At 43.2% G+C, this 21214-nt stretch carries 21 protein-coding genes and 1 pseudogene; 14 read left to right on the forward strand and 8 right to left on the reverse strand.

Annotated elements, in window-relative coordinates:
* Positions 1 to 30: 30 nt before the first annotated feature.
* From ABD744_RS03850 to ABD744_RS03860, 3 genes are all read left to right on the forward strand, one after another.
* Positions 31 to 450: a hypothetical protein gene (locus ABD744_RS03850; protein ID WP_344795631.1), complete on the forward strand. Its 420-nt coding sequence runs from the start codon at positions 31 to 33 to the stop codon at positions 448 to 450.
* A 123-nt stretch (positions 451 to 573) separates the two neighbouring features.
* On the forward strand, positions 574 to 1656 hold the full coding sequence (locus tag ABD744_RS03855) for a hypothetical protein (RefSeq protein WP_344795633.1): 1083 nt from the start codon (positions 574 to 576) through the stop codon (positions 1654 to 1656).
* 163 nt (positions 1657 to 1819) lie between these two features.
* Positions 1820 to 2179, forward strand: coding sequence for a hypothetical protein (locus ABD744_RS03860; RefSeq protein ID WP_344795635.1), 360 nt, complete (start codon positions 1820 to 1822; stop codon positions 2177 to 2179).
* A 601-nt stretch (positions 2180 to 2780) separates the two neighbouring features.
* Here ABD744_RS03860 and ABD744_RS03865 read toward each other — a convergent pair.
* A pseudogene (locus ABD744_RS03865) lies at positions 2781 to 3110 on the reverse strand (transposase); the annotation flags it as partial.
* 95 nt (positions 3111 to 3205) lie between these two features.
* Between ABD744_RS03865 and ABD744_RS03870 the strand changes: the two are divergent.
* From ABD744_RS03870 to ABD744_RS03905, 8 genes are all read left to right on the forward strand, one after another.
* Positions 3206 to 4177, forward strand: coding sequence for a hypothetical protein (locus ABD744_RS03870; RefSeq protein ID WP_344795636.1), 972 nt, complete (start codon positions 3206 to 3208; stop codon positions 4175 to 4177).
* Positions 4178 to 4335: 158 nt separating this feature from the next.
* Positions 4336 to 4845, forward strand: a complete 510-nt coding sequence (locus ABD744_RS03875; RefSeq protein ID WP_344795637.1) for a hypothetical protein — start codon at positions 4336 to 4338, stop codon at positions 4843 to 4845.
* A 451-nt stretch (positions 4846 to 5296) separates the two neighbouring features.
* A complete protein-coding gene (locus ABD744_RS03880; RefSeq protein WP_344795639.1) occupies positions 5297 to 5527 on the forward strand; it encodes a CopG family transcriptional regulator in 231 nt (76 codons plus the stop codon).
* Entirely contained in the window at positions 5527 to 5922 is a 396-nt protein-coding gene (vapC, locus tag ABD744_RS03885; RefSeq protein WP_344795641.1) for a type II toxin-antitoxin system tRNA(fMet)-specific endonuclease VapC, read from the forward strand. Before ABD744_RS03880 ends, vapC begins: the two co-directional genes overlap by 1 nt.
* A 615-nt stretch (positions 5923 to 6537) precedes the next feature.
* Complete coding sequence (locus tag ABD744_RS03890; RefSeq protein ID WP_344795643.1) at positions 6538 to 6792, forward strand: type II toxin-antitoxin system Phd/YefM family antitoxin; 255 nt, start codon at positions 6538 to 6540, stop codon at positions 6790 to 6792.
* Positions 6785 to 7048, forward strand: coding sequence for a Txe/YoeB family addiction module toxin (locus tag ABD744_RS03895; protein ID WP_344795645.1), 264 nt, complete (start codon positions 6785 to 6787; stop codon positions 7046 to 7048). Before ABD744_RS03890 ends, ABD744_RS03895 begins: the two co-directional genes overlap by 8 nt.
* A gap of 300 nt (positions 7049 to 7348) precedes the next feature.
* Positions 7349 to 7816 carry a hypothetical protein gene (locus ABD744_RS03900; RefSeq protein WP_344795647.1) on the forward strand — a complete coding sequence of 156 codons (468 nt, stop codon included), beginning with the start codon at positions 7349 to 7351 and terminating at the stop codon, positions 7814 to 7816.
* A 64-nt stretch (positions 7817 to 7880) separates the two neighbouring features.
* A complete protein-coding gene (locus ABD744_RS03905; protein WP_344795648.1) occupies positions 7881 to 8243 on the forward strand; it encodes a DUF1801 domain-containing protein in 363 nt (120 codons plus the stop codon).
* 148 nt (positions 8244 to 8391) lie between these two features.
* On the opposite strand, the gene ABD744_RS03910 is transcribed toward ABD744_RS03905, so the two are convergent.
* The gene (locus tag ABD744_RS03910; protein ID WP_344795649.1) at positions 8392 to 9042 is read right to left on the reverse strand and encodes a class I SAM-dependent methyltransferase; all 651 of its coding nucleotides are present in this window, start codon (positions 9040 to 9042) and stop codon (positions 8392 to 8394) included.
* A gap of 694 nt (positions 9043 to 9736) precedes the next feature.
* Between ABD744_RS03910 and ABD744_RS03915 the strand changes: the two genes are divergently transcribed.
* Positions 9737 to 11788: a methyl-accepting chemotaxis protein gene (locus ABD744_RS03915; protein ID WP_344795651.1), complete on the forward strand. Its 2052-nt coding sequence runs from the start codon at positions 9737 to 9739 to the stop codon at positions 11786 to 11788.
* 160 nt (positions 11789 to 11948) lie between these two features.
* On the opposite strand, the gene ABD744_RS03920 is transcribed toward ABD744_RS03915, so the two are convergent.
* The 6 genes from ABD744_RS03920 to ABD744_RS03945 all read right to left on the reverse strand — a co-directional run bounded on the left by ABD744_RS03920 (position 11949) and on the right by ABD744_RS03945 (position 19316).
* The gene (locus tag ABD744_RS03920) at positions 11949 to 13241 is read right to left on the reverse strand and encodes an ATP-binding protein (RefSeq protein WP_344795653.1); all 1293 of its coding nucleotides are present in this window, start codon (positions 13239 to 13241) and stop codon (positions 11949 to 11951) included.
* Positions 13242 to 13252: 11 nt separating this feature from the next.
* Positions 13253 to 13843, reverse strand: a complete 591-nt coding sequence (locus ABD744_RS03925; protein ID WP_344795655.1) for a heme NO-binding domain-containing protein — start codon at positions 13841 to 13843, stop codon at positions 13253 to 13255.
* Positions 13844 to 13869: 26 nt separating this feature from the next.
* Entirely contained in the window at positions 13870 to 14262 is a 393-nt protein-coding gene (locus tag ABD744_RS03930; protein ID WP_344795657.1) for a response regulator transcription factor, read from the reverse strand.
* 122 nt (positions 14263 to 14384) lie between these two features.
* Positions 14385 to 17003 (reverse strand): EAL domain-containing protein, encoded by a 2619-nt coding sequence (locus ABD744_RS03935; RefSeq protein WP_344795659.1) that lies wholly within the window; start codon positions 17001 to 17003, stop codon positions 14385 to 14387.
* A 101-nt stretch (positions 17004 to 17104) separates the two neighbouring features.
* Positions 17105 to 18781, reverse strand: coding sequence for a sensor domain-containing diguanylate cyclase (locus tag ABD744_RS03940; RefSeq protein WP_344795661.1), 1677 nt, complete (start codon positions 18779 to 18781; stop codon positions 17105 to 17107).
* Between the two features lie 343 nt (positions 18782 to 19124).
* Entirely contained in the window at positions 19125 to 19316 is a 192-nt protein-coding gene (locus tag ABD744_RS03945; RefSeq protein ID WP_344795663.1) for a zinc-ribbon domain-containing protein, read from the reverse strand.
* Between the two features lie 182 nt (positions 19317 to 19498).
* On the opposite strand from ABD744_RS03945, the gene ABD744_RS03950 reads away from it, so the two are divergent.
* Both ABD744_RS03950 and ABD744_RS03955 read left to right on the forward strand, forming a co-directional pair.
* Entirely contained in the window at positions 19499 to 20311 is an 813-nt protein-coding gene (locus tag ABD744_RS03950) for a CbbQ/NirQ/NorQ/GpvN family protein (RefSeq protein ID WP_344795665.1), read from the forward strand.
* Between the two features lie 185 nt (positions 20312 to 20496).
* Positions 20497 to 21204 carry an AraC family transcriptional regulator gene (locus ABD744_RS03955; protein WP_344795667.1) on the forward strand — a complete coding sequence of 236 codons (708 nt, stop codon included), beginning with the start codon at positions 20497 to 20499 and terminating at the stop codon, positions 21202 to 21204.
* Positions 21205 to 21214 lie beyond the last annotated feature (10 nt).

The following is a 21214-nucleotide window of genomic DNA, read 5'->3' on the forward strand; positions in this document are numbered from 1 at the left end:
GCTATTTCATAACATTCAGGAGATTTATTCATGGGTCGTAGTAAAGATGAAGCGAAAGGAGTTGCAATAGGATGTAACTACTCCCTAAAGCTTATGAAAGAAGCTGGGTTAATACCAGAAGCAATTACACGCTTAGAAGATGCGATAGATTATATTCACAGTAATCCAGTATCAGAGTATACATTTCAGCAAGTTGAAGCATTAATGAATGTTTCGTTTTATTTAGGCGCAGAAAGTGGAATGTTACGTGTTTTCGATAGAATCCGTGATCGTACATTTGTTGTAAGTAATAAATCATCAACTCCTAAAGTACTTAGAAATGACGCCACAACTACCACTCAATTTTCATTTACAGAAGATTATTCGGGTGTGAAGTTAAATTGCAGAATTCATATTCCTGATAACTGCTTTGACGACATAACAACTGACTACAGGCAGTGGAATAAATAGCTAACAAGTCGTTTAAAAAGGACAAAAAACAGTTGGCTTTTGCTCCTTCGTCGCTAATTTTAGCCAACTATTTTGTTGCCTCTTAACGAGGCGTTACATGTTCAATCAAACTATGGAGTAAATATGGCAACACAAGACAAAAGGACAGCTAGTAGCATCCAATTAGCTGGAGCACTGGTGATTGGATTACTGCTTGGCATGATATCTTTCTATCTACTTAAAGGCGTAGGTGATTACTCTAATTTATTAGCTGCTGTGATAGGTGCATCAATCGCTTTACTTGTTCCTATTTGGCAGACGTATGTTATTCAAAGGTCAAAGCTTGCGATTGAAGTGAATGGTATAAGCCGAAAGGTCTCGGATAAAGCAAAAGTTTCGTTAGATGAACATTCTGAACTTTCATATTTGCGAAAAATGAAGGAGGAGGATAACCCAAGGTTTATTATCATGGGTGGCGAACCAAAGAGAGCTTCGCAAGATAGATCTGTAACACTTGATGAGTTAGAGGAATTGCTTCAAAGGGCTAAACAAGAGCTAAAAGATTTTCCTGAGAAAATAGCCGATAGGAAAAATGATCTTGAAAAGGTTAATGCCTTTACAGCTGATACATTTTCAAAGCATGAATGTAATAAGCTTAATAGGCTTTTACGGCCAGAAATTGATTTCAATTCTGAAGATGTATCAGCAACCTTAGTTGAATTTAAAAGACACTTTGAAGACAAACTTTCAAATATCAAGGAAAAATATGATGAGCTTCAGTCATCTATTCCTGAAATAGACCGAAAAGTGACTCAGATAAAAGAAGACCTTATTGCAAATAAATCATATTTTGAAATTTCAGTTACGCTAATTAATTCAGGTCGCTTAAACACTTCAATCAAAAGGCCTGCTTTATTTCGAGTTTATATCGGAAGAGAAAACTATATAGATTTGAAGCTGACTCTTAGTGATTTTGAAACAAAATCCGAGATTGCACCAAACTCTACAGTAGTTGGAACCTTTTCATCCACCGATATTTCCCAGCTCCCTGAAGAGGATAGGAAACTCATAAATACTTACTGGGGGCAAAGTGTTCAATGTAAGTTATTCGTTGAAGATGTTCATGGTGAAGCAACTGCATCTAATTCGATAGCATTTTCAGAAGGCCTATATCAAAAGATAATATTTGATCGCTTAGCCGTTATTGCTACCAATCAAAACATGTAACAAGCGCGTCAATTGGGACTGGCTTTCCGCTGTCGCTGCAAACCAGCCCATTACGCGAACGTTAACTTTATAGAGCAATATGGATACTAGCCTCATAATTCAGAATGAAATATCTACGGACTCATCAAGCGTTCCGGTTGAGTGCTTCGTGCCGAAAGGTAATATGTCAGAAGAGGCATATGGGAATATTCGGTTTACAGCGAACAACCGAAGCCTTGAATATACCGATTGTATATTTGTGTTCTGGGAGATGCTTCTATCTCAAATTGATGATCTTGAAACAAATGGTTGTATTGAACTGTCAGGCTGGGAAGGCCCATCTTGCTTTCAACTTGAGTACAAGAAAAACCGACAATACATAGCTATTACTATTAACAAACAAGAGAGCCTTACAGTAACAAGAGAAGCATTTTATTCGGCTGTTATAACGGCTGGTTCAAGTTTTGTACAATCTACCCATCGTATTTGTCCAAGCTTCTCATATTCTGCTGTAAGCTTGGAACAATTAACCAAACAAAGTTAACAAGGCGCTCAAACGGACTTCGTAATCTTGTCACCTTTTGCGCAAAGAAACGCACAAAAGTCGCCAACATTATTACTCCTCCGTTTAGCTTAGCGTTATGTGTAATTAAAGTAGTAATTAATGGAAGATATTCATTCATATATGTTCACTGGTAGTATTGTTTACTACTTCGTAGCTTGTTTTTACGTTTATGCCATGCTGGTACGTATAGCTGTGCCTGTAAATATATTCTTAATTACTACTCCAGGTTACCTGTATTCTATTTCTAAAAACACGCTGCCAATTCTTAGGTTGGTTTCACTAAGCTCAATATTCGCGTTTGCACTAATCCTAATATCCATTGTGCTAGTAATCGGGAAGCTTAGTTAACGTGAAAATTAAAACACATAACCAGGCGTTCAATGCTCGGCCAACAAGTTGGCCTGGACAGTCACTGTTCCGGCCTTTTTGGTGTATGTCGCTACGCGCCAATTTACACCAAAAAGTCCTCCGCAGTGCCTGCCCATTAACGCGGCGTTATGTTCTCTAAATAAGCAAGAATGTAGGGGTAAAATGGACTACGTATGAGTTATTGTCAAATCTGGTGTTCGGGCAGTTTCAATTAAGCAGCTTCTTGATCGTTTTCCGCTACTTCAATCCCATCCCTGAACTTTACTCCCGTTATTACTTTCGCTAAGTAATTAAAGCCTCGGAGCTTTCTCCATTTCTTCTCTGCACACATGCCTAACTTATACATCATGTGCAGCATGCCATCTCGCGTCAGACAGCCTTTTGAACGCTTCGTTCGATGACGAATTGTGCCGAACGCCGACTCGATTGGGTTACTCGTGCGTAAACTTTGCCAATGCTGAGCCGGAAACCCGTAAAAGGCCAGCAATTCGTTATGGTCTTTCAGCAGGCATTCCACGACTTTCGGATACTTCGCTTCAAAAACAACAGACACCCAACGTAAGACGATTGGCCGATAGTATTTGGGTCTGTGTTTATATACAGTTGTGATGTTTCCCGCTCCCCAAGGCCAATCTCATGCCCAAGCCACGTAAAGCTCAAATCTCATTAGATGCAACGCCTTACTATCACTGTGTTTCACGCTGTGTTCGACGAGCTTTTCTATGCGGGCTGGATGAGCTAACAGGCAATAGTTACGAGCATCGACGGGGTTGGCTAGAGAACAAGCTACTCTCGCTTCCATCCATCTTTGCTATTGATATTGCGGCTTATGCCATCATGTCAAACCATTATCATGTGGTTCTCTATGTTGATGCAGAGCAAGCCAGAAACTGGTCAGATTATGAAGTGGCAGAGCGTTGGCACAAGCTGTTTCGCGGTTCGCCAGTTTCAGCAAAGTTTTTGCAATTTAAGGAATTAAATGAAGGTGAGAAGATTGTCCTTGATTTGTTGATTTCGCAATGGCGTGAGCGTTTGCAGGATATCAGCTGGTTTATGCGAGTTTTGAATGAGGCGGTTGCCAGAGAAGCGAATCGGGAGGATCAGTGCACGGGAAGGTTTTGGGAAGGGCGCTTTAAATCTCAAGCATTACTTGATGAAAAAGCACTATTGGCTTGTATGGCCTATGTCGATCTCAACCCGGTTCGAGCAAAATTGGCTCGAACACCGGAACATTCCGATCATACATCCGTGAAGAAACGCTATCAGAAAGCAGTAAAAACTGCAGACCCCTACCCTCCAGAGAAACAAGTCAAAAGCTTGTTATCTTTTACTGGCTACCCGAACAATGACCTAAAGAAAGGATTGCCTGTACCGCTCACTCATTATCTTGAATTAGTAGATTGGACGGGGCGTATAATCAGAGAAGATAAACGAGGTGCTGTTCCCAATACGCTACCGTCCATTCTGGATCGTTTGAATCTGGATCAACAGGAATGGATTAGCCTGTCCAAAGGCTTTGAAAAATCCTACAAAACCTTTGCAGGCACTGTCGATAAAATGAAGGCGGTTAGTCAGTTGCTCGGTTATCACCGACTGCGAACCTCCTGACTAATTTTTGAAGAAGTTTTTATACTCCGCACTCGCTGAGTCTTTGTGGTGTCTGTAATCTGCGTTTTTACGGAATTTTCTGGTTATTGGTTGTTTGTATTGCGATCTGTTACAAAGGGTTGATAGTTGTGTGGCGATAGACTGAGTCTTTTCTTAAAGTGGCTGTCTGGCTTCTGTGGTGGGAAGGTCGCTTTAAATCTCAAGCATTACTTGATGAAAAAGCACTATTGGCTTGTATGGCCTACGTAGATCTCAACCCGGTTCGAGCAAAAATGGCTCGAACACCGGAGCACTCCGATCATACCTCCGTGAAGAAACGCTATCAGAAAGCAATAAAAACAGCAGACTCAAACTCACCAGAACAACAAATCAAAGGCTTGTTAGTTTTTACCGGCTACCCAAACAATGAACAAAAGAAGGGGTTGCCTGTTCCGCTTACGCATTATCTTGAATTAGTAGATTGGACGGGGCGCATAATCAGAGAAGATAAACGAGGAGCTGTTTCCAATACACTACCGCCCATTCTGGGTCGCTTGAATCTGGATCAACAGGAATGGATTAGCATGTCCAAAGGCTTTGAGAAATCCTACAAAACCTTTGCTGGCACTGTCGAAAAAATGAAGGAAGCCAGTCAGTTGCTCGGTTATCACAGACTGCGAACCTCCTGATTAATTTTTGAAGAAGTTTTTATGCTTGGCACTTGCTGAGGTTTTTTTGTGTCTGTGATTTGCGTTTTTAAGGGACTTTCTGGTTATTGGTAGTTGGTATTGAGATTTGTTGCAAAGGGTTGATAGTTGTGAGGTGATAGACTGGGTGTTTTCTTAAAGTGGCTGTCTGATTATGCTTATTAGAAACAGCAGACTCAAACTCACCAGAACAACAAGTCAAAGGCTTGTTAGTTTTTACCGGCTACCCAAACAATGAACAAAAGAAGGGGCTGCCTGTTCCGCTTACGCATTATCTTGAATTAGTAGATTGGACGGGGCGCATAATGAGGGAAGATAAACGAGGTACTGTTTCCAATACGCTACCGCTCATTCTGGCGGCGTTGGTGAAGAGGGTGGCCATTGCAGAATTGATAACATATAATTCCACATATATTGTTTAAGGGTGGTGTATATGGGACAAGTCACAATATATTTAGAGGACTCAATTGAGCAAAAAATGACTGAAGCTGCTAAGTCAGCGCATTTATCTAAAAGTAAATGGATAGCTCAGGTTATTAGCGAGAAGGTAGCAACTGAATGGCCCCAATCTGTAGCTGATATGGCTGGCTCCTGGAATGACTTTCCAAATATTAATGAGCTTCGTCAAACAGAGGTTAATGACGTTGAACGAGAACAGTTTTAATGTATGTTCTCGATACCAATACTCTCATATACTTTTTTAAAGGTATGGGCAATGTGAATCAAAGGTTGTTATCTGTTTCACCAAAGGATATTGGCATTCCTTCAGTTGTCGTTTATGAGCTTGAATATGGAATAGCCAAATCAACCTCACCAAAAAAGCGACAAAAACAACTAGAGGAACTGATTTCTCTCGTCAATGTTTTACCGTTCAATGAGTTAGAGGCAAAGAAATCTGCGGACATTCGTGCAAAACTTGAAAAGCAGGGCACTCCTATTGGGCCTTATGACACTTTAATTGCCGGTACAGCTTTAGCTGTAAACGGTATACTTGTTACCAATAACACAAAAGAGTTTGAGAGAGTTAAACATCTTAAATTGGAAAATTGGTATAAATAACAAACACCTAACATCTATATGACCGGGGGTTGTCAAGGCGAAGAAACCTGAAAGTCCCTCCAAGGTTAGAGCTCGATTCTCAATAATCACTTCTTGCTCTCTTATTGGCACCACTACCGATTCTTTCATTACTGTTGTCAGTTCGTAAAAACTGCATACAAACATCTATCGAGGTTCTACTGAGAATGGTTTCTCAGCATGTGTCTATCCTCAAAAAGCCGTAAGGGGACAGCCTAGAAATCAATCGGTTACCCTTGCATCCGGCGCTTCAAGAGACGGGTTCGCTTTCCTTCATACTTTCAGTTATAAGTCACTCGTACGAGGGGCAGCTTCAAAGCGAAACAGGCGAACAACTTATTGTCTATTCAAGGCGGAGGTGGTTGGCGTATTGTCTATTAAGAGGCATCAAGTTCACGGCTTAGGTCAGAAACCTCATGTGGTATGGCTCACGCACTGCACCGACAGTTATACATAATAGCTCAATAAGTTGTCCTGAAATCATCCGTTAAAAAATACTTATCATCGAAGGCAGTATAATATCAACATGTTCCATATGTTGTACATTTGGTTGAACTTAGATATAGTTGATCAATTAATTATACATGTGGAGGGGTTATGAGAATCGTATCTTTTACTGAAGCGAGAAATGGTTTAAAAGGTGTTCTAGACTCTGTAGTTAACGACGCAGACACGACAGTTATAACACGTCGGGATTCAGAAGATGCGGTTGTTATGTCTTTGGATTATTACAATAGTTTGATGGAAACTGTTCACTTGTTAAGGTCTCCAGCAAATGCAGAGCATCTAAGTAAATCAATAGCTCAGTTCAAAAATGGCAATACTACTCAGAGAGATATAATTGATGAGTAGTAGATTACTTTGCTGGACTGATGAAGCTTGGAGTGATTATGTTTTTTGGCAGGGTCAAGATAAAAAAACATTAAAACGTATCAACAAACTTATTACAGATACAAAGCGTTCTCCATTCGAGGGGATAGGTAAGCCCGAGTCCCTTAAGGAAAACTTATCAGGTTTTTGGTCACGAAGAATTGATGATACAAATAGATTGGTTTATGCCGTCGAAGACAAAGCATTAACCATAATATCTTGCAGGTATCATTATTAAGTATGTATACCAAACCAGACTGTTAACCAATACAAATAGGTTACACGCAGCCGCGACTTAATCTGATTGAGCATGCCTTAGCATGGGTCTGAACTAATTCAGAGAACTCATGAGCGGAGGCCGCTCTGATGAAAGCCTTCTGTAGAATGATTGCCATCCTTAATGATTTAAATCTTTTTTAGGTACTGACTACTGGTGTAAGGAAAGGTCTTCAATGGTTAAAGAACGTTTCGATGATGCACACTCAAAAGATGACTCTGTGGATTTAAAGCAAATAACAGGTTGATAACGGATCACTAAATGTTAAAACGTATTTTTACTTTTCCCTTGTATTTTATGGCTTTCTTTACTGCTTTATTTGCGCTAGCTGCGTGTGACGATCTCAGTCAATCCGATCAAGATACCAAGGCTGAGTCACATAGTGATCCAAGCAGTGGCACTTCAGCATCTGAAAGCAATGAGTCCGTACCTCAACAAGAAGCCCCAACCTACCCTAAAGAGGCAACTTCAGCCTCTGCTTCAGAGCAGGCTGCCCCAAAACAAGCTACCCCAAAACGGACCATAGACTTAACACTTCCAGACGATTGGGATGCTGGCAACGAAACCATTGTTGAAATTCCTGATGACAACCTTTTGCCCAATTTATTTACCGACAAAAAGAAATCTAAAAAGGCGAGCCTTAACGGCAAAGTGTTAAACGATGAAGATAACAAAGATTACGTTGACTCCATTGAGGGCGCGGAAATCTCTGTTGAGATTGAATTGTAGTCGCTTAATCTCATGCCGAAACTACGAGTTATGACTATTCTCCAGCGTGCAGGGAGCCAAGAATATGAACGTTCCAACTAGCGATAAAGTAAATGAGTTCCTTTCTGATATACAGTCCATATCCTCTGAACAATTTGATAGGGTGATGTTGATAAGAGATATCTTCTTAAGAGCAAATGAAGAATTAGTTGAAGGCATTAAATATGGCGGTTTGGTCTTTAATGCATCAAATGCATTAGTTGGTGGCATTTATGTATACAAAGGGCATATCTCAGTTGAATTCAGTCATGGTGCCGACTTTATAGATCATGATTCTGTTTTGGAAGGTGGTGGCAAAAAGAGGCGGCACTTGAAGGTCTACGGTAACGAGGATATCGTTCAAAAAAATATCGAATATTTTGTGCATCAAGCGGCATCCGTCGCCTGAATACATCACGCGTTGAGCGCATGTGTTTTGGGTAATGCTAGATCAATGTAAGCTGATGGCCGTTTTATTTCCGCTCCTGCCGGATCAAGTTATCTAATGCGGGCACGAGTGTTTATCAACTCAGTCTTCTACACTTAAGCAATCAATCTCAGCGTTTAAACTTAAGAATATGGCCTTTAAAATTCTGATCTAAATAGTCGGTATGGTTTGGTTGTAGATAGCTGGAAGTGAAGCCGAATTCTGTCATTTTGGTGTTGAGTTTATTCTTTCTGCCTCGGCCTGGGTCCACAATGATGACTTCACATGTCGGTTTCGCATGTCTTTCGATGAATTGTGCCAGAAGATCAATATGGTTGTCTTCATACAAAAGGTCGCTGCCAATAATCAGATCAAAAAGCCCCAGTTTGTCGGTTAGATTCGCCCAGTCCACTTGCTCGAAGGCAATGGCGTTATCTCCGTTAAGCAGCGTATTTCGTTCCAGAAACGTTTCTACTTCAGGGTGATAATCAGTGGCGGTGATGTCCTGATGTTGCTTGTTTAAAAGTAAGCTGGAGAGCGCCATACCACAACCCACTTCCAAAATGCGCTTGGACTCTGTGTTGTAATCCGACATGTAGTGAGCAAGGACCATACTTGAGGGCCAGACTATGCCAAAAATTGGCCAGGAAGCAGAAGATATCCCTAATTTTTCAGCCACGCCTTTGGGGTCATGAAACTCTTGTCGATCACGTAAAGTACAAAGATGGATGTCTGTTTTTCCAAACTCAACGGTTTGATAGCAGAGGCGAAGATCAGTCATTTAGCTTTCCTATAGTTAGGCGCTGAGCCAGCTATCGAAGACAAATGACAAAACGAGAATGTCTGACCAGAGTATAGTACTGGGCTGTAAAGGCAAAGCATTAACGTGTTATTTATTCAATTAGCGCGAAATGAGTGGTTTTGGGGCTGTTTTTTGATTTGAATTAGCAATTGTTTTCGTCTTTGAAAAGGTGGTTCGTTCAGTTTGGCGTATTGCAGACGGTTTAGTTTATCGTGGGGGAAATACAAAGGCTGACATTTAAAGGTCGAAACCTAAATGATGAAATACAAAAATTAAAAGGTTCAGCGTTATATGTAACACCGCTTGCTGAACCATACTCTCAGTAATCTAATGCCCTGATGTGGGCTAGTACATCACGGCTGTGACACATCAGCTCCTACCTGTTCTCGAATACATCAAATTTTACATACGGTATCTAACGTCTTAATTTTTAAATGATAATCACTTGCGGTACTGCTGTTGATTTTATCAGTCGTTTGGCTGGTTGGGTCGTACCATACAGAAGATCGCTCCTTTTTAAGGGCTATATTTCAGTTTCAGTCCTTAACCGCAGTTGTTTCCGGCGTTATCTCTGGCGTTTTGGTTTCAAAACAACCGGAGTTCACTGGAAGAAAAGTCTCTGATCAAAAGTTAAGGCAAGTGCAACATTGAATCATTACTCAAGGATGTTTTTATGGCCTTTAACTCATTACAGACGAAGATAAGCTTTACGCTTCTTGCGCTTTTGGCGGTGATGTTGATCGTGGTTTCTGTCGTTGTTTCCTGGATGGAAAGTCGCACAATCATGGACCAAACCAAAGCTGAAATTGAGACTAAAGTTTCTGCATCCTTAAAGCTGTTAACCATCACGGACTCGATCATGAAGGAGCGTGTGGTTTCTTCCATGGCCTTGCTCAAACAACGAGGCATTTCATTTGGGGAGGCGCGCGTAGGGGATTCGGTACTGGTGAATGGTCGCCAAACCAAAGATTTGATTTTAGGCGGTCAGTCGCAAGCAAACCGATTTGATTTGGTGGATGGTGTTACCGATCTGATGGGGGGCACTGCAACTCTGTTTGTACGGGATGGCAGTAATTTCGTTCGTGTTTCGACCAACGTTATGAAGAAGGGAAAGCGTGCGATTGGCACTTTGCTGGCGCCGAATGGCAAAGTCATTAAGTTAATTCGACAAAAGAAACCCTACTACGGTCAGGTGGATATATTAGGCACGCCTTATGTAACGGGTTATGAGCCAATTTTGGCTGACAATGGGGAAGTTGTGGGGATTTGGTACGTAGGATATAAAGCAGACTTACAGGAACTGAAAGCCGCAGTAACGAACAGTAAGATTCTGGAGACCGGCTTTGTTGGCTTGGTTGATGACATGCAACGAGTTCGTTTTCATTCATCACAGAATGATGAACTTGTGAAAGCAGTTTTGGATGGCTCTAATGTTGGTTCTGATGCTGACTGGCAAATAACTCGGGTGGATTTCCCCGCTTGGGATTATCAAATCATTGCTGCCTATCCAAACAGTGATATTTCTGAGCTGATCACCCAAAAAGTCTCCATGATAATCATTGGCGCTGTGGTTATTTCTGCGTTGGTTATGTTTGCCTTGGGGTGGGCGATAAATAGCTTAGTGGTGGTTCCGATTCAATTGGCCATGAGTACCGCAGAACGTATCGCGCAAGGTAAATTAGATAATGAAATCAATTACTCGAATAATGACGAGGTTGGTCGGCTATTGCATTCTTTGAAGTCGATGCAGACTGCGTTACGCAGTTTCATTAGTCAGGTGACGACCGCTGGCGAACAACTCAGTTTTACTTCCGAAGAGCTTTCGACGGTGTCACAGCAGACTTTGGCGGGCGTTGCTGATCAGCGAACCAGAACCGACTCAGTAGCAACGGCCATGGATGAAATGACGGCAACCGTAAGTGAAGTTGCTCGTAACGCAAGTGAGGCCGCCGAAATTACGCAACAAACGGACGAACAAACAAAAGATGGCCTGAAAGTCGTTAATCAAACCATGCAAACGATCAATGCCTTAGCGGACGAAGTGAATCGTGCTACAGAAACGATTAATCAATTAGAGCAGTCCACTGAACATATTGGCACTGTGGTGGATGTGATACGGGGTATTGCAGAGCAAACTAATTTGCTTGCACTGAATGCCGCTATTGAAGCCGCCCGCGCAGGCGAACAAGGGAGAGGGTTTGCCGTGGTGGCCGACGAAGTAAGAACGTTGGCAACCCGAACGCATGAATCTACTCAGGAAATATCGACCATGATTGATTCGCTGTGCACAGGTGCCAGAGCCTCTGTGTCCATCATGCAGGCCAGCAGTGATCAGGCCGGGGAAAGTGTGACCAAAGCCAATGAAGCCCTGTCTGCTCTCAACCGAATTGCCGAAGCGGTATCTCATATGAAGGATATGAACAATCAAATCGCATCCGCAGCAGAAGAACAAAGCTCGGTGGCAGAAGAGGTCAGCAAGAATGTCTGGGAAATTAGAAGAGTGGCTGAAGAAACCAGCGATGGGGCTGGCTTGGCTTCGGGTGCGATGAACCGGCTGTCTGATCTTGCGGGTAACCTGGATGGCTTGCTCAGACAGTATCAAGGGCACAAGCAGCAAAGTGTATTTACTTTCAGTCATCTAGACGAACCCATAGGCCATGTTACTTCAAACGATGTTAGCCCGGTGAAAGCGGTTCAGAAGACGGAGGAGCCTGAGTTCGTTTAATGGGTTTATTGTCTGAGAGCTAAAATCTGGCAGAAACAGGGTTTGCGGATCATGCGTTATTGTCTAAATTCATATTGGGTTTTACAAAGTGATGAAGGTTAAAACGCAGCCGTTAAAAACGGCTGTTGTTTTTATGAATGCTGATGGGGATTTTTCACAGTCAAACAGTGTTGGCCGACGGTAATATGACAGCAAAATTTGAACCTTTGCCGGGTTCGCTGTTTACCCTGATTTCGCCATGATGGTCTTTGATGATGCTATAACATACTGAGAGTCCCAGTCCGGTGCCTTTCCCTACATCTTTCGTGGTATAAAACGGGTCGAATATTCGGCCTTTGAGCTCGTGAGGAATGCCTTCACCGTTGTCACAGACGGAGATAATGATCTGGCCATTCTCGTAAGAACAAGCGACATCAATGCGCTTGTCGGAGGTTTGTTCCAGTGCGTCCCTGGCGTTGCTCAGTAAGTTTGTCAGTACTTGCTCAATTTGAATCTCGTTACAAAGTACCGGAGGCAGCTCGGTCTCATAATGGACTTGAAGTGTAATGTTCCTGAGTCGTAGCGGCTCTCGAAACAAAGTTAAAACAGCGTCGATTAATTGGTTGACCTGGCAAGGTGTTTTTGGCAAATCTTCGGCATCGCGACCAAATAATTTGAGGTGATCTATGATGGCGGTTGCCCGTTGAACTTGCTTCATAATTTGTTGGAGAGCAGCCTCATGGTTTTCATGAGGGTTGACCTTATACTTTTCAATGGCTAATTCGGCCTGAAGGGAAATCACGCCTAACGGTTGATTTAGCTCGTGAGCAATTCCTGCCGCTAAACCGCCGATGGAGGCCAACTTTTCAGACTGAATAAGTTGGGCTTGTGTTTGCTCTAATGATTTGTTCAGTTCAATTAGCTGTTGGTTTCGCAAGTCGGCCATGGTTCGTGCTTCGGCCAACTCTTCATTTTTATTCAGTAGTTGTTGGTTGCTTTCGACCAGGTGATCCCGACTTTCCTGTAAACGCTTGGCGAGACTTTGAATGTCTTTGAGGTACAGTTCTTTTGGCTCTATGACCATGAGAAAATCGGGCAAGACATCGTGTGGCGAAAAATGAGACAGCTTGAGCCCGTATTTTTCAAATTCCCCCACGCTGTTGACGATAGGAGAGCCAACAAAAAACAAAAAGGCATCCTCATTCCCCAGAACCTGATAACGAAAACTCAGGCTTGTATGTTTGTGGCGCAGCAGGAAGGTTGTTTTGATAGAAAGGTGTATGTCTTGGATGGTTGGGTTCCGCTTAGGTCGCTCAATATCAAAGTGCTCTCTCAGAAAATCTCCTGCTTTGATGTCTGGATACAGGTCGTGAAGTGACCCGCCGACCTGCTTGATGAGCATGTGTTGGTCGTTACTAATGACGATATGGAAGGGAAAGGTTTTGGCGAAATCCAGAGGGTTCGGAGACAGCACTTGTCATCGTCCTATTGGTTGCTTGTGGAGTACTCGACCAAAAAAGTATCGTGATCGGTCAAGTCTTTTCTGTTTCTCAGAAGAGTCACCCTGCAATCTTCATTACACATTTTGGCAATGCCGCTGACCAGACCAATGACAAAATTGCTTAACCCTTCTCTTTGTGAAAAGTAATGAAGTTCAAGTGCTTCCAGATACTCTGAGTCGGGTTGGCGTGTATTGGGATGACGTGTATCAGAACACCAGAATGAAGGTGGTGTTAATTCAGGGAAGGCACTCACCAGCCGAGAGTGAAGGTTATCAAGGTTTTCCAACACTTCGCGAATGGTGTTCCCTGTTGCGCGAAGTAGAGCGCCATAATTACTGTTTAAGGCGAATTCAACCCAAAACTCACCTACATCCTGAAGCGTTTTTTCTATGTCTTGGTCAGTGGCCTTAGCCGCTTCTACCAGCAGCGAAACGGTGAGTTCGTCCGGGTATTGGCTCATGCTCAGGAAACTTTCTTCGGTTGCCTGTGAGTGTTGTAACACGGTTTCCCAAAGTGTGTTGCCGTAACGGGTGATTAGGTAGTCTTTGATCGCTCGGTTTACCATTCCATACATGGGGTTTGTTCCCTAAAAGCTTGCTATCAGGCCGCGTTACCTAAGAGGCTCTTGATGGTGTTGTCCAGTTCAATAAGAGATAAGGGTTTGGCAATGATGGCATCGACACCAATGGCATCAGCGCAGTCGAGGTAGTTATCACCGGCAAAACGCCCGCCACCGGAAATGGCGATCACTTTGCATGGAAAAGCATAATCATTGGTTTCGGTTTTAGTGGCGAGTTTCAAGATCAACTCCAAACCGTCTATTTCAGGCATGATGATGTCTGTAATGAGGACATCCGGTTGCTCTTGCTGAAAAAGCTCCAGCCCTTGTTTGCCGTCAAAAGCCGTGATTACATCGTGGCCTGAAAACTCCAGGCACTGCTTTAATGAACTGTTGAATTCGGGGTCGTCGTCCACTAAGAGGATTTTAGCCATGCCATTCTTTCCGTTTAAACTGACTTGCCGATTTAGAAGTGTTTTTGACGTATAAGATTAGTTCTAGACCAAAAGAGAAGTGCGATCAAGTAGTAAAGGATGAGTGGATTATGTGTGGTTGTTTAGTCTTGATCGAATGGGGTGGTTTTGTCGTTGCTGCTTTCTTCCAAAAACGCGATGAGTTTGTCTTCCTGTATCGGTCTGGAGATAAAATAACCTTGGCCGAGTTCGCAGGCCATTTCTCCCAGCAGGTTCATGGTTGCTTCGTCTTCAATGCCCTCAGCAACGACTCTCATTCCCAGGTTATGAGCGATAACTAGGGTTGTGCTGACAATCAATCGGTCGTCCCGGTCGTGGACCATATCCCGCACAAATGAGCGATCGATTTTCAGTTCATGTACGGGTAATTTTTTCAGGTATTCGAGTGATGAATAACCGGTGCCGAAGTCATCAATGGCCAGCTGAATTCCGAGTGCATGTAATTGATTGAGGGTGGCCAGGGTGAGTTCAATGTCTTCAATCATTGCAGATTCGACCATTTCCATCACTAATTTTTCTGGGGCGAGCTGATATCGGTCGAGTAAGGTTTTGACGTTATCGACAAAGTCATCTTCCAAGAGGTTTCGGACAGAAACATTCACTGCAATACTCAGTTGAAACCCCTTGTTTTCGAGTCGTTTTGTAAAAGCAATGCTGTGTTCAAGTACCCAATGGGTCAGGGCATGTATGACCATTGTTCGCTCGGCAAAGCTGATGAATTTATCAGGTCCCAAGAGACCATGCTTCGGGTGATTCCAGCGAATCAGAGCTTCCAGGCTGACCACTTTCCTATTGTGGAGTGAAATCTTTGGCTGATAAAAAAGCTCCAGCTGATCTTCTAATATGGCTGTGCCGAGTTCGGCCATCAGTGATAAACGTTGTGCGCTGTATTTATCAATGCTGTCTTCGTAAATCTGATATGCCCGGCCTGCCGCTTTGGCTGTTCTCATTGCTATCATACCTTTACGAAGCAAGGTTTCTGGGGTGTTGCCATGTTCTGGCCACTTTACCATGCCAATCTGACCACCCAATACCACAGCCATGTTATTGAATTCCACGGGTCGGTTTAAAAAGGCCTGGAGTTTTTGAAGCTGCGGTTCAATCATGGTTTCAGGCTCTAATTGAAACACCAGCCCAAAACAAACGCCTTCAATCAAAGCGACATGAAATCGTGTGTTGTGAGTTTGTTCAATACAGGATAGATTTTCCCAGTGAGAGACGAAAGCCTCAAGACCTCTGATGAAGTGGCATAATAATTCATCACCGGTATCGTGGCCTAGGGTGTGGTTGATCTCACTAAAATTGTTTAATTGAATGCAGGCCAAGGATAGGTGATGTTGAGAGGATTCTGCCTCTTTGATTTTGGCTTGAAGGTGAGTCGATAATAAAAAACGGTTTGGATAGCCTGTGAGTGGGTCATGCCATCCTTGATAAACCAGTTTGTCTTGGGTTGCCCGTGTTTCTTCCAATGCATCTATAGCGGTTTCACTGGCCTTTAGCGCACTTTCAATGGCTTCCAGTTTTGCTTTACGGTCCTGATTCATGCGGTCAGCCAACGCCACCGACAGCAAGATGGCTTCCAGTACGATACCAAACTGAGCGGCATAAATGGTTGTCCAAACCACAGGTAAGACACCAATGGTCATTAAGGATTTCAGAACCCCTCCAATACAAAGTAACAGCCAGGCGGAAAGAAAAAAGTAGGCGCGACGTTGTTTTCGATAACAGCCATAGAGGCCAAGTACGACAAACAGTAAGCACATCCCGAAGATGGTTGACATGGTGAGCTTGAGGCCCAGACCATATGCTCCCGAAAGGGTGGGAATGTTCGCCAGAACACTTACGCCAATCAGAACTAAGAGCAATTTGTTCCAGGGGGGAGAAAAGCTTTTAAGGTTTAAAAATTCCCGGGCAAACAAAATGGCGAGTAACGCGGTCGTATTCAGAAACAAAGAAACACTGACGTTGCTGAATGTCGGGGAGTCTGGCCAAAGTAATTTAAAGCCCAGTCCATCAATGGAAATCCACGCCAGAATAATAAAAAGCACATAACCTGAATAGTATAAATAACTGGTGTCTCTTACCCAGGTATAAATCAGGAAGTTGTAAAAGAGCATCACTAATAACGTGCCGTAGAAGATGCCTTGAAGAATGCGCTCCTGGCCTGTTGCCAGAGCAAAAGGCTCCGGTTGCCATAAGGTTAAGGGCATATGCAGGGAAGTGGATGTCTCGATGCGAAAGTATAGGGTGTGATTTTCTCCGGGGGTTAGGGTCACGGGAAATAAATACGAGGGATGCTCCATCGGTCGCTGAGCGAAGGGGTAGTTATCGCCGGTGATTATGGCTTGAGCCTGAGCGGAAGGGTAAAACTCGATGTGATCCAAGTAATAATGTTTTAGCTCAAGTAACCAAACGGTGCTTTCTGAGCCTTGATAATTCAACGGGATTTTAAACCAATACACTTGATTAACGACGCCGAAGTTTGTGTCTGGTGTTGGCATCAATTGAAAGCGACTATGGATGGCTGGTCGTTTTATTTCTTCAATGGAGAGCGGGCCATCGGTTTCAATGAGATATTGCACCGAGCCTCGTACATCAACATAAGGCTCTTTAGGATCAATGATCAGGTCGGCGGTTGTGTGACAGGGCAGTATCAACCAAACCATTAATGTTAAAAATGACCCAAAAGAAACCCGTGACATTCACCTGTCCAATGCTCGTTAAATTCTTTTAATGATAGGAGAAGTTTTGATTTCATCTACTGGTTTTGGGATGAAATCACAGGCTATTGAAATTTTTGGATCTAAGAGGTTTTGTTCGCTTGATCTAAATCGTGTGCAACTTCAAAGCGATTTCTTCCGTTGTGCTTGGCCTGGTATAGCGCTGAATCGGCTTGGTGGATCAGTGTTTCAATCGAATTTTTGTCAGAAGGAATCACCGATGCGATACCAATGCTGATGGTGAGGCTCTTAGCTACTTTGCTGGTACGGTGTTCAATTTTCGCTAACTCGATATTCTTTTGGATATTCTCAGCCACTTTTTGTGCTCCGTAGATATCTGCATCCGGTAAAATCAAAATAAACTCTTCTCCGCCGTATCGGGCAGCTATGTCCTTGGGGCGCCTTGTGTTGCCACTCAAAATATTTGCTACTTGTTTTAGGCAGTGATCACCCGCCGGATGACCATAGTGATCGTTGTATGCTTTAAAGTAATCAATATCGATCATAACAATGGAAAGGTACTGACCAGAGCGTTTTAGGTGGCTCCATTCGAGGCTGAGTTTGTTTTCAAAACATCGGCGATTTGCAATCCCGGTCAGTGGGTCGGTGACGGTCAGTTGTTCTAGCTTAATATTAGCTGCGTGTAACTCGGCGTCTGCTTTTAACAGTTTTTCATGATCGGATTTGATCCGAGAGTAGGCCTCTTTTAACTCTGAATTCCCACTTTCTATGATAGACAGCATGTGATTGAACTCTTTGGCAAGTAAGCCCACTTCATCTTGGCTGTTTATATCGGATCTTAGGGCATAGTCTTTATTTTTTGATATTTTAAGCATTTGCTTCGTTAAATCAGAAATAGGCCGCAAGACACTGGCTTTGATCACGAACCAAAAAATCACAAAGCTGAAAATTCCAATAATAAACAGCGTTGTTAACGCATAACGAATGCTGGTCAAGCCATTGAGAGTAATGTCTCTGGGGACTTGTGTACTGATGGTTAAGATCGGGCGATTGTTTGAGTAATAGTTTTTGGAGATCTCCAGTGATGTATCACTGATTTCATTGATCAGGTAACTATGTCGTTCGCTGGGCGCACCGGATATATCGCTGGTCTCAAGCGTTTTCAGTTTGAATTTTAGTTTGATTTGATTTTGAAATTTCTCAATCATGGCTTCGTCAATCAACATGCCCTGAACTATATAACCTCTGTAGGGGCCATTACCTTCGCTGTCTAAAATCGGTCTGATGGAGAATGCGATTGGGGTATTGTCATGAATAAAAATCCCTTTAGAAAACTGATCGTCCGAATGTGAGTTTAAGTCAATGCTGTCAATGTATGGTTTAAGGCTTTCGAGTGAGTCCGTGATGTACTCGTCTGAGCTGATTAACGGTTCTTCTTGAGTGAAGTCATAAACTTCACCCCATATCAATTCCCCTTCCTTGTTTAGAAAATAAACCAGGTTGATTTGGAGGTTTTCAAAGGTGCTGTACATTAAATTATTTTCAATATAACCGTCGTCTCTGCTCTCCACAAATTCATACGTATCGTCCCAGGCAGACCAGTCATAGTTGATTCGGTTGAGCTGGTTGATGGTTTCATTCAATAATTCTTCAACGCGATCTATGTTTGCTTTTGCGTGTTGTTCCTCGATGTTCGAAAAAGTAGGGAAGATAATTTCTTTTTGAATGTAATAATTTGCGCCGACGAACACGAATGCCAACAGCAGCATGATCAACAAGACTTTTTTCGTGATCGACATAAATTCCACTCTTTGAGCAAAATAGCCATTCTTTCTTGATGGTGTCCGGCGCACTTTCACAAGCGTTTTGTATTGAGTAAAACGCTTCTCATAGAGCACAGAGGCTATCTTTACAGTAGTTCAGCTTGTTTACTTTTCAAACGCAGGCTGTGGTTGAAGTGCTTAAGTGGTGTTTATCTGGCAGTAAGTTGCTGGTTTTAATTCGGATGGGTCTTGGATGAGCTTCCGGGAAAGACTTTTGCCTGATCATGTTGGGTGTTCGATCTGAAAGATTCGATCTGAAAGATTCGATCTGAAAGGCGCGGTCTGAAAGGCTCGGCTCGAAATGGTTGGCTCAATGAGTTTAGCGCGGCAACCATAAAACCATTGCAGCACAGAAGAACGTTAATAAAATCACAAACAACTTAAAATCAATGCCCATCCATTTACGTTGGTTGTCACGCTCTGGCTGGCAAGGTATACCGCACTGAGGGCACAGTTTGGCTGTCTTAACTAACTCGTTTTGGCAGTTTTGGCAGCGTCTTGTTTCACTCATACTGTGTCTCTCTCATATAGTCGCAGTACCCTTATCAAGAATGCTTAAATGGGTAGGGTTACTTCTTACGCTTTGTATTGAGAATATCCGAACTACCGTTCCATATACTGATACGAATCAATAGAAATAAAGTTGAGTGCATTAGTATGGCTTTAAATTAAGTTTTAAGACGGAGCCTCATTATGAGCGTAGAGATTGCGGTCAATAATTCAGAAGATGCACTCTATTATGAACCTCAGAACAACGAGGTTGAGCTATTTTCACATGCTTATAAACATCAGTTACCTGTGCTCATTAAAGGGCCGACCGGCTGTGGTAAAACACGTTTCATTGCCGCGATGGCAGAGAAGTTAAACAGACCTCTGTATACGGTGTCTTGTCATGATGACTTGACTGCTGCTGACTTAGTGGGGCGTCACTTGATTGGTCCTGAGGGGACATACTGGCAGGATGGCCCGCTCACCCGAGCGGTACGTGAAGGTGGCATTTGTTATCTGGACGAAGTGGTTGAAGCCCGTAAAGACACCACTGTGGTGCTTCACCCGTTGGCGGATGACCGACGTGTTCTACCTATTGAACGAACGGGTGAATACCTGGAAGCCGCACCCGGTTTCATGCTGGTGGTATCTTATAACCCTGGTTATCAAAGCCTGATTAAAGGGATGAAGCCCAGTACTCGTCAGCGTTTTGTCGCAATGAAGTTTGATTATCCGACACCGGAAGTGGAAACCCGAATTGTCATGAAGGAAAGTGGGGCGGATAAGTCGTTGGCAGAACAGCTCGTTCGTTTGGGCGGAGCACTGAGAAACTTAAAAGATCACGACTTAGAGGAAGCGGCGTCCACCCGGTTGCTTATCTATGCAGCGAAATTGGTCGTGGGTGGCATTGATGTAAGACAAGCCTGTTACGCCGCGATGGCGGAACCCCTTTCGGATGATGATGCTACTGTGGCCGCTTTGAAAAATGTGATTGATGCTTGTGTGATAACGGCTTGATTTGAAATCAAACCCTCGCTGCACATGGGGAAAGAAGAGAAACCGGAGAAAAGATCATACCGCCTGAGGTGGAGGGCAGTACTGGTCTTTCAACGTTTATTCTATTGTGCATCTTGATTGTATTGTCGTGAAAATCAGGCAAGATAAACAAGTCATTAACTTAAGTGAAACCTGTAAACCTCAATATGTCCAATCATCTTTCCATCCGTTTCTACAGTCGTAAACGCAGAGGTCATTCTCACGACTATCATCAGTTAGTGTTGCCGTTACGTGGTGTTATCAATATCGAAGTCGAAGGTTATGTTGGTAAGGTTGCACCAGGGGAGTGTGTGGTTATTAAAACGGGTGAGATCCATCATTTCACCGCTAATGAAGAAGCACGATTTGTGGTGGCGGATTTGGTGGAATTACCAAGTAATCTGGCACAGTCTGAGAGCTTGGTGTTTTCAATTACGCCGCCTTTGATCAGTTATCTTAATTTTATCGAGAAGCAGTTAGAGCATCAGGTTAATCCTGAGCTTGAACAGTCAATGTTTGAAACTTTTGTGCTTTTGCTGGCAGAGCAGGGGATGTTCAAACAGTTGGATCATCGAATTCGTGCTGTGTTGGAGTATGTGCTTGAACATCTTTCTGAGCGTTTGACGATTGATGATCTAGCCAAAATAGCCTGTTTAAGCCCGACTCAATTTAAAAAATTATTTAAAGTGCAGGTGGGCTTAAGCCCTATGCAGTTCATCACCGGGGAACGCATGGAGAAAGCCAAGGCCTTGTTGATGCATACCGATTACCCGATTCAGCTGGTAGCAGAGCAGGTGGGCTATTCTGATCTTTCTTCGTTTGGTCGACGTTTCACAGAGCACTTTGGTTTATCGCCCAGAGCGTTTTCCCGTTAGTAGGCTGCTT

Source organism: Litoribacillus peritrichatus, from assembly GCF_039537985.1.
Classification (GTDB): Bacteria; Pseudomonadota; Gammaproteobacteria; order Pseudomonadales; family Litoribrevibacteraceae; genus Litoribacillus; species Litoribacillus peritrichatus.

What these genes read in the sequence shown, in the direction of transcription:
- ABD744_RS03850 (WP_344795631.1), top strand. Translation starts at nt 31, where the DNA reads ATGGGTCGTAGTAAAGATGAAGCGAAAGGAGTTGCAATAGGATGTAAC.
- ABD744_RS03855 (WP_344795633.1), top strand. Translation starts at nt 574, where the DNA reads ATGGCAACACAAGACAAAAGGACAGCTAGTAGCATCCAATTAGCTGGA.
- ABD744_RS03860 (WP_344795635.1), top strand. Translation starts at nt 1,820, where the DNA reads ATGTCAGAAGAGGCATATGGGAATATTCGGTTTACAGCGAACAACCGA.
- ABD744_RS03870 (WP_344795636.1), top strand. Translation starts at nt 3,206, where the DNA reads ATGCCCAAGCCACGTAAAGCTCAAATCTCATTAGATGCAACGCCTTAC.
- ABD744_RS03880 (WP_344795639.1), top strand. Translation starts at nt 5,297, where the DNA reads ATGGGACAAGTCACAATATATTTAGAGGACTCAATTGAGCAAAAAATG.
- vapC (WP_344795641.1), top strand. Translation starts at nt 5,527, where the DNA reads ATGTATGTTCTCGATACCAATACTCTCATATACTTTTTTAAAGGTATG.
- ABD744_RS03890 (WP_344795643.1), top strand. Translation starts at nt 6,538, where the DNA reads ATGAGAATCGTATCTTTTACTGAAGCGAGAAATGGTTTAAAAGGTGTT.
- ABD744_RS03895 (WP_344795645.1), top strand. Translation starts at nt 6,785, where the DNA reads ATGAGTAGTAGATTACTTTGCTGGACTGATGAAGCTTGGAGTGATTAT.
- ABD744_RS03900 (WP_344795647.1), top strand. Translation starts at nt 7,349, where the DNA reads ATGTTAAAACGTATTTTTACTTTTCCCTTGTATTTTATGGCTTTCTTT.
- ABD744_RS03905 (WP_344795648.1), top strand. Translation starts at nt 7,881, where the DNA reads ATGAACGTTCCAACTAGCGATAAAGTAAATGAGTTCCTTTCTGATATA.
- ABD744_RS03910 (WP_344795649.1), bottom strand. Translation starts at nt 9,042, where the DNA reads ATGACTGATCTTCGCCTCTGCTATCAAACCGTTGAGTTTGGAAAAACA.
- ABD744_RS03915 (WP_344795651.1), top strand. Translation starts at nt 9,737, where the DNA reads ATGGCCTTTAACTCATTACAGACGAAGATAAGCTTTACGCTTCTTGCG.
- ABD744_RS03925 (WP_344795655.1), bottom strand. Translation starts at nt 13,843, where the DNA reads ATGTATGGAATGGTAAACCGAGCGATCAAAGACTACCTAATCACCCGT.
- ABD744_RS03930 (WP_344795657.1), bottom strand. Translation starts at nt 14,262, where the DNA reads ATGGCTAAAATCCTCTTAGTGGACGACGACCCCGAATTCAACAGTTCA.
- ABD744_RS03935 (WP_344795659.1), bottom strand. Translation starts at nt 17,003, where the DNA reads ATGTCACGGGTTTCTTTTGGGTCATTTTTAACATTAATGGTTTGGTTG.
- ABD744_RS03940 (WP_344795661.1), bottom strand. Translation starts at nt 18,781, where the DNA reads ATGTCGATCACGAAAAAAGTCTTGTTGATCATGCTGCTGTTGGCATTC.
- ABD744_RS03945 (WP_344795663.1), bottom strand. Translation starts at nt 19,316, where the DNA reads ATGAGTGAAACAAGACGCTGCCAAAACTGCCAAAACGAGTTAGTTAAG.
- ABD744_RS03950 (WP_344795665.1), top strand. Translation starts at nt 19,499, where the DNA reads ATGAGCGTAGAGATTGCGGTCAATAATTCAGAAGATGCACTCTATTAT.
- ABD744_RS03955 (WP_344795667.1), top strand. Translation starts at nt 20,497, where the DNA reads ATGTCCAATCATCTTTCCATCCGTTTCTACAGTCGTAAACGCAGAGGT.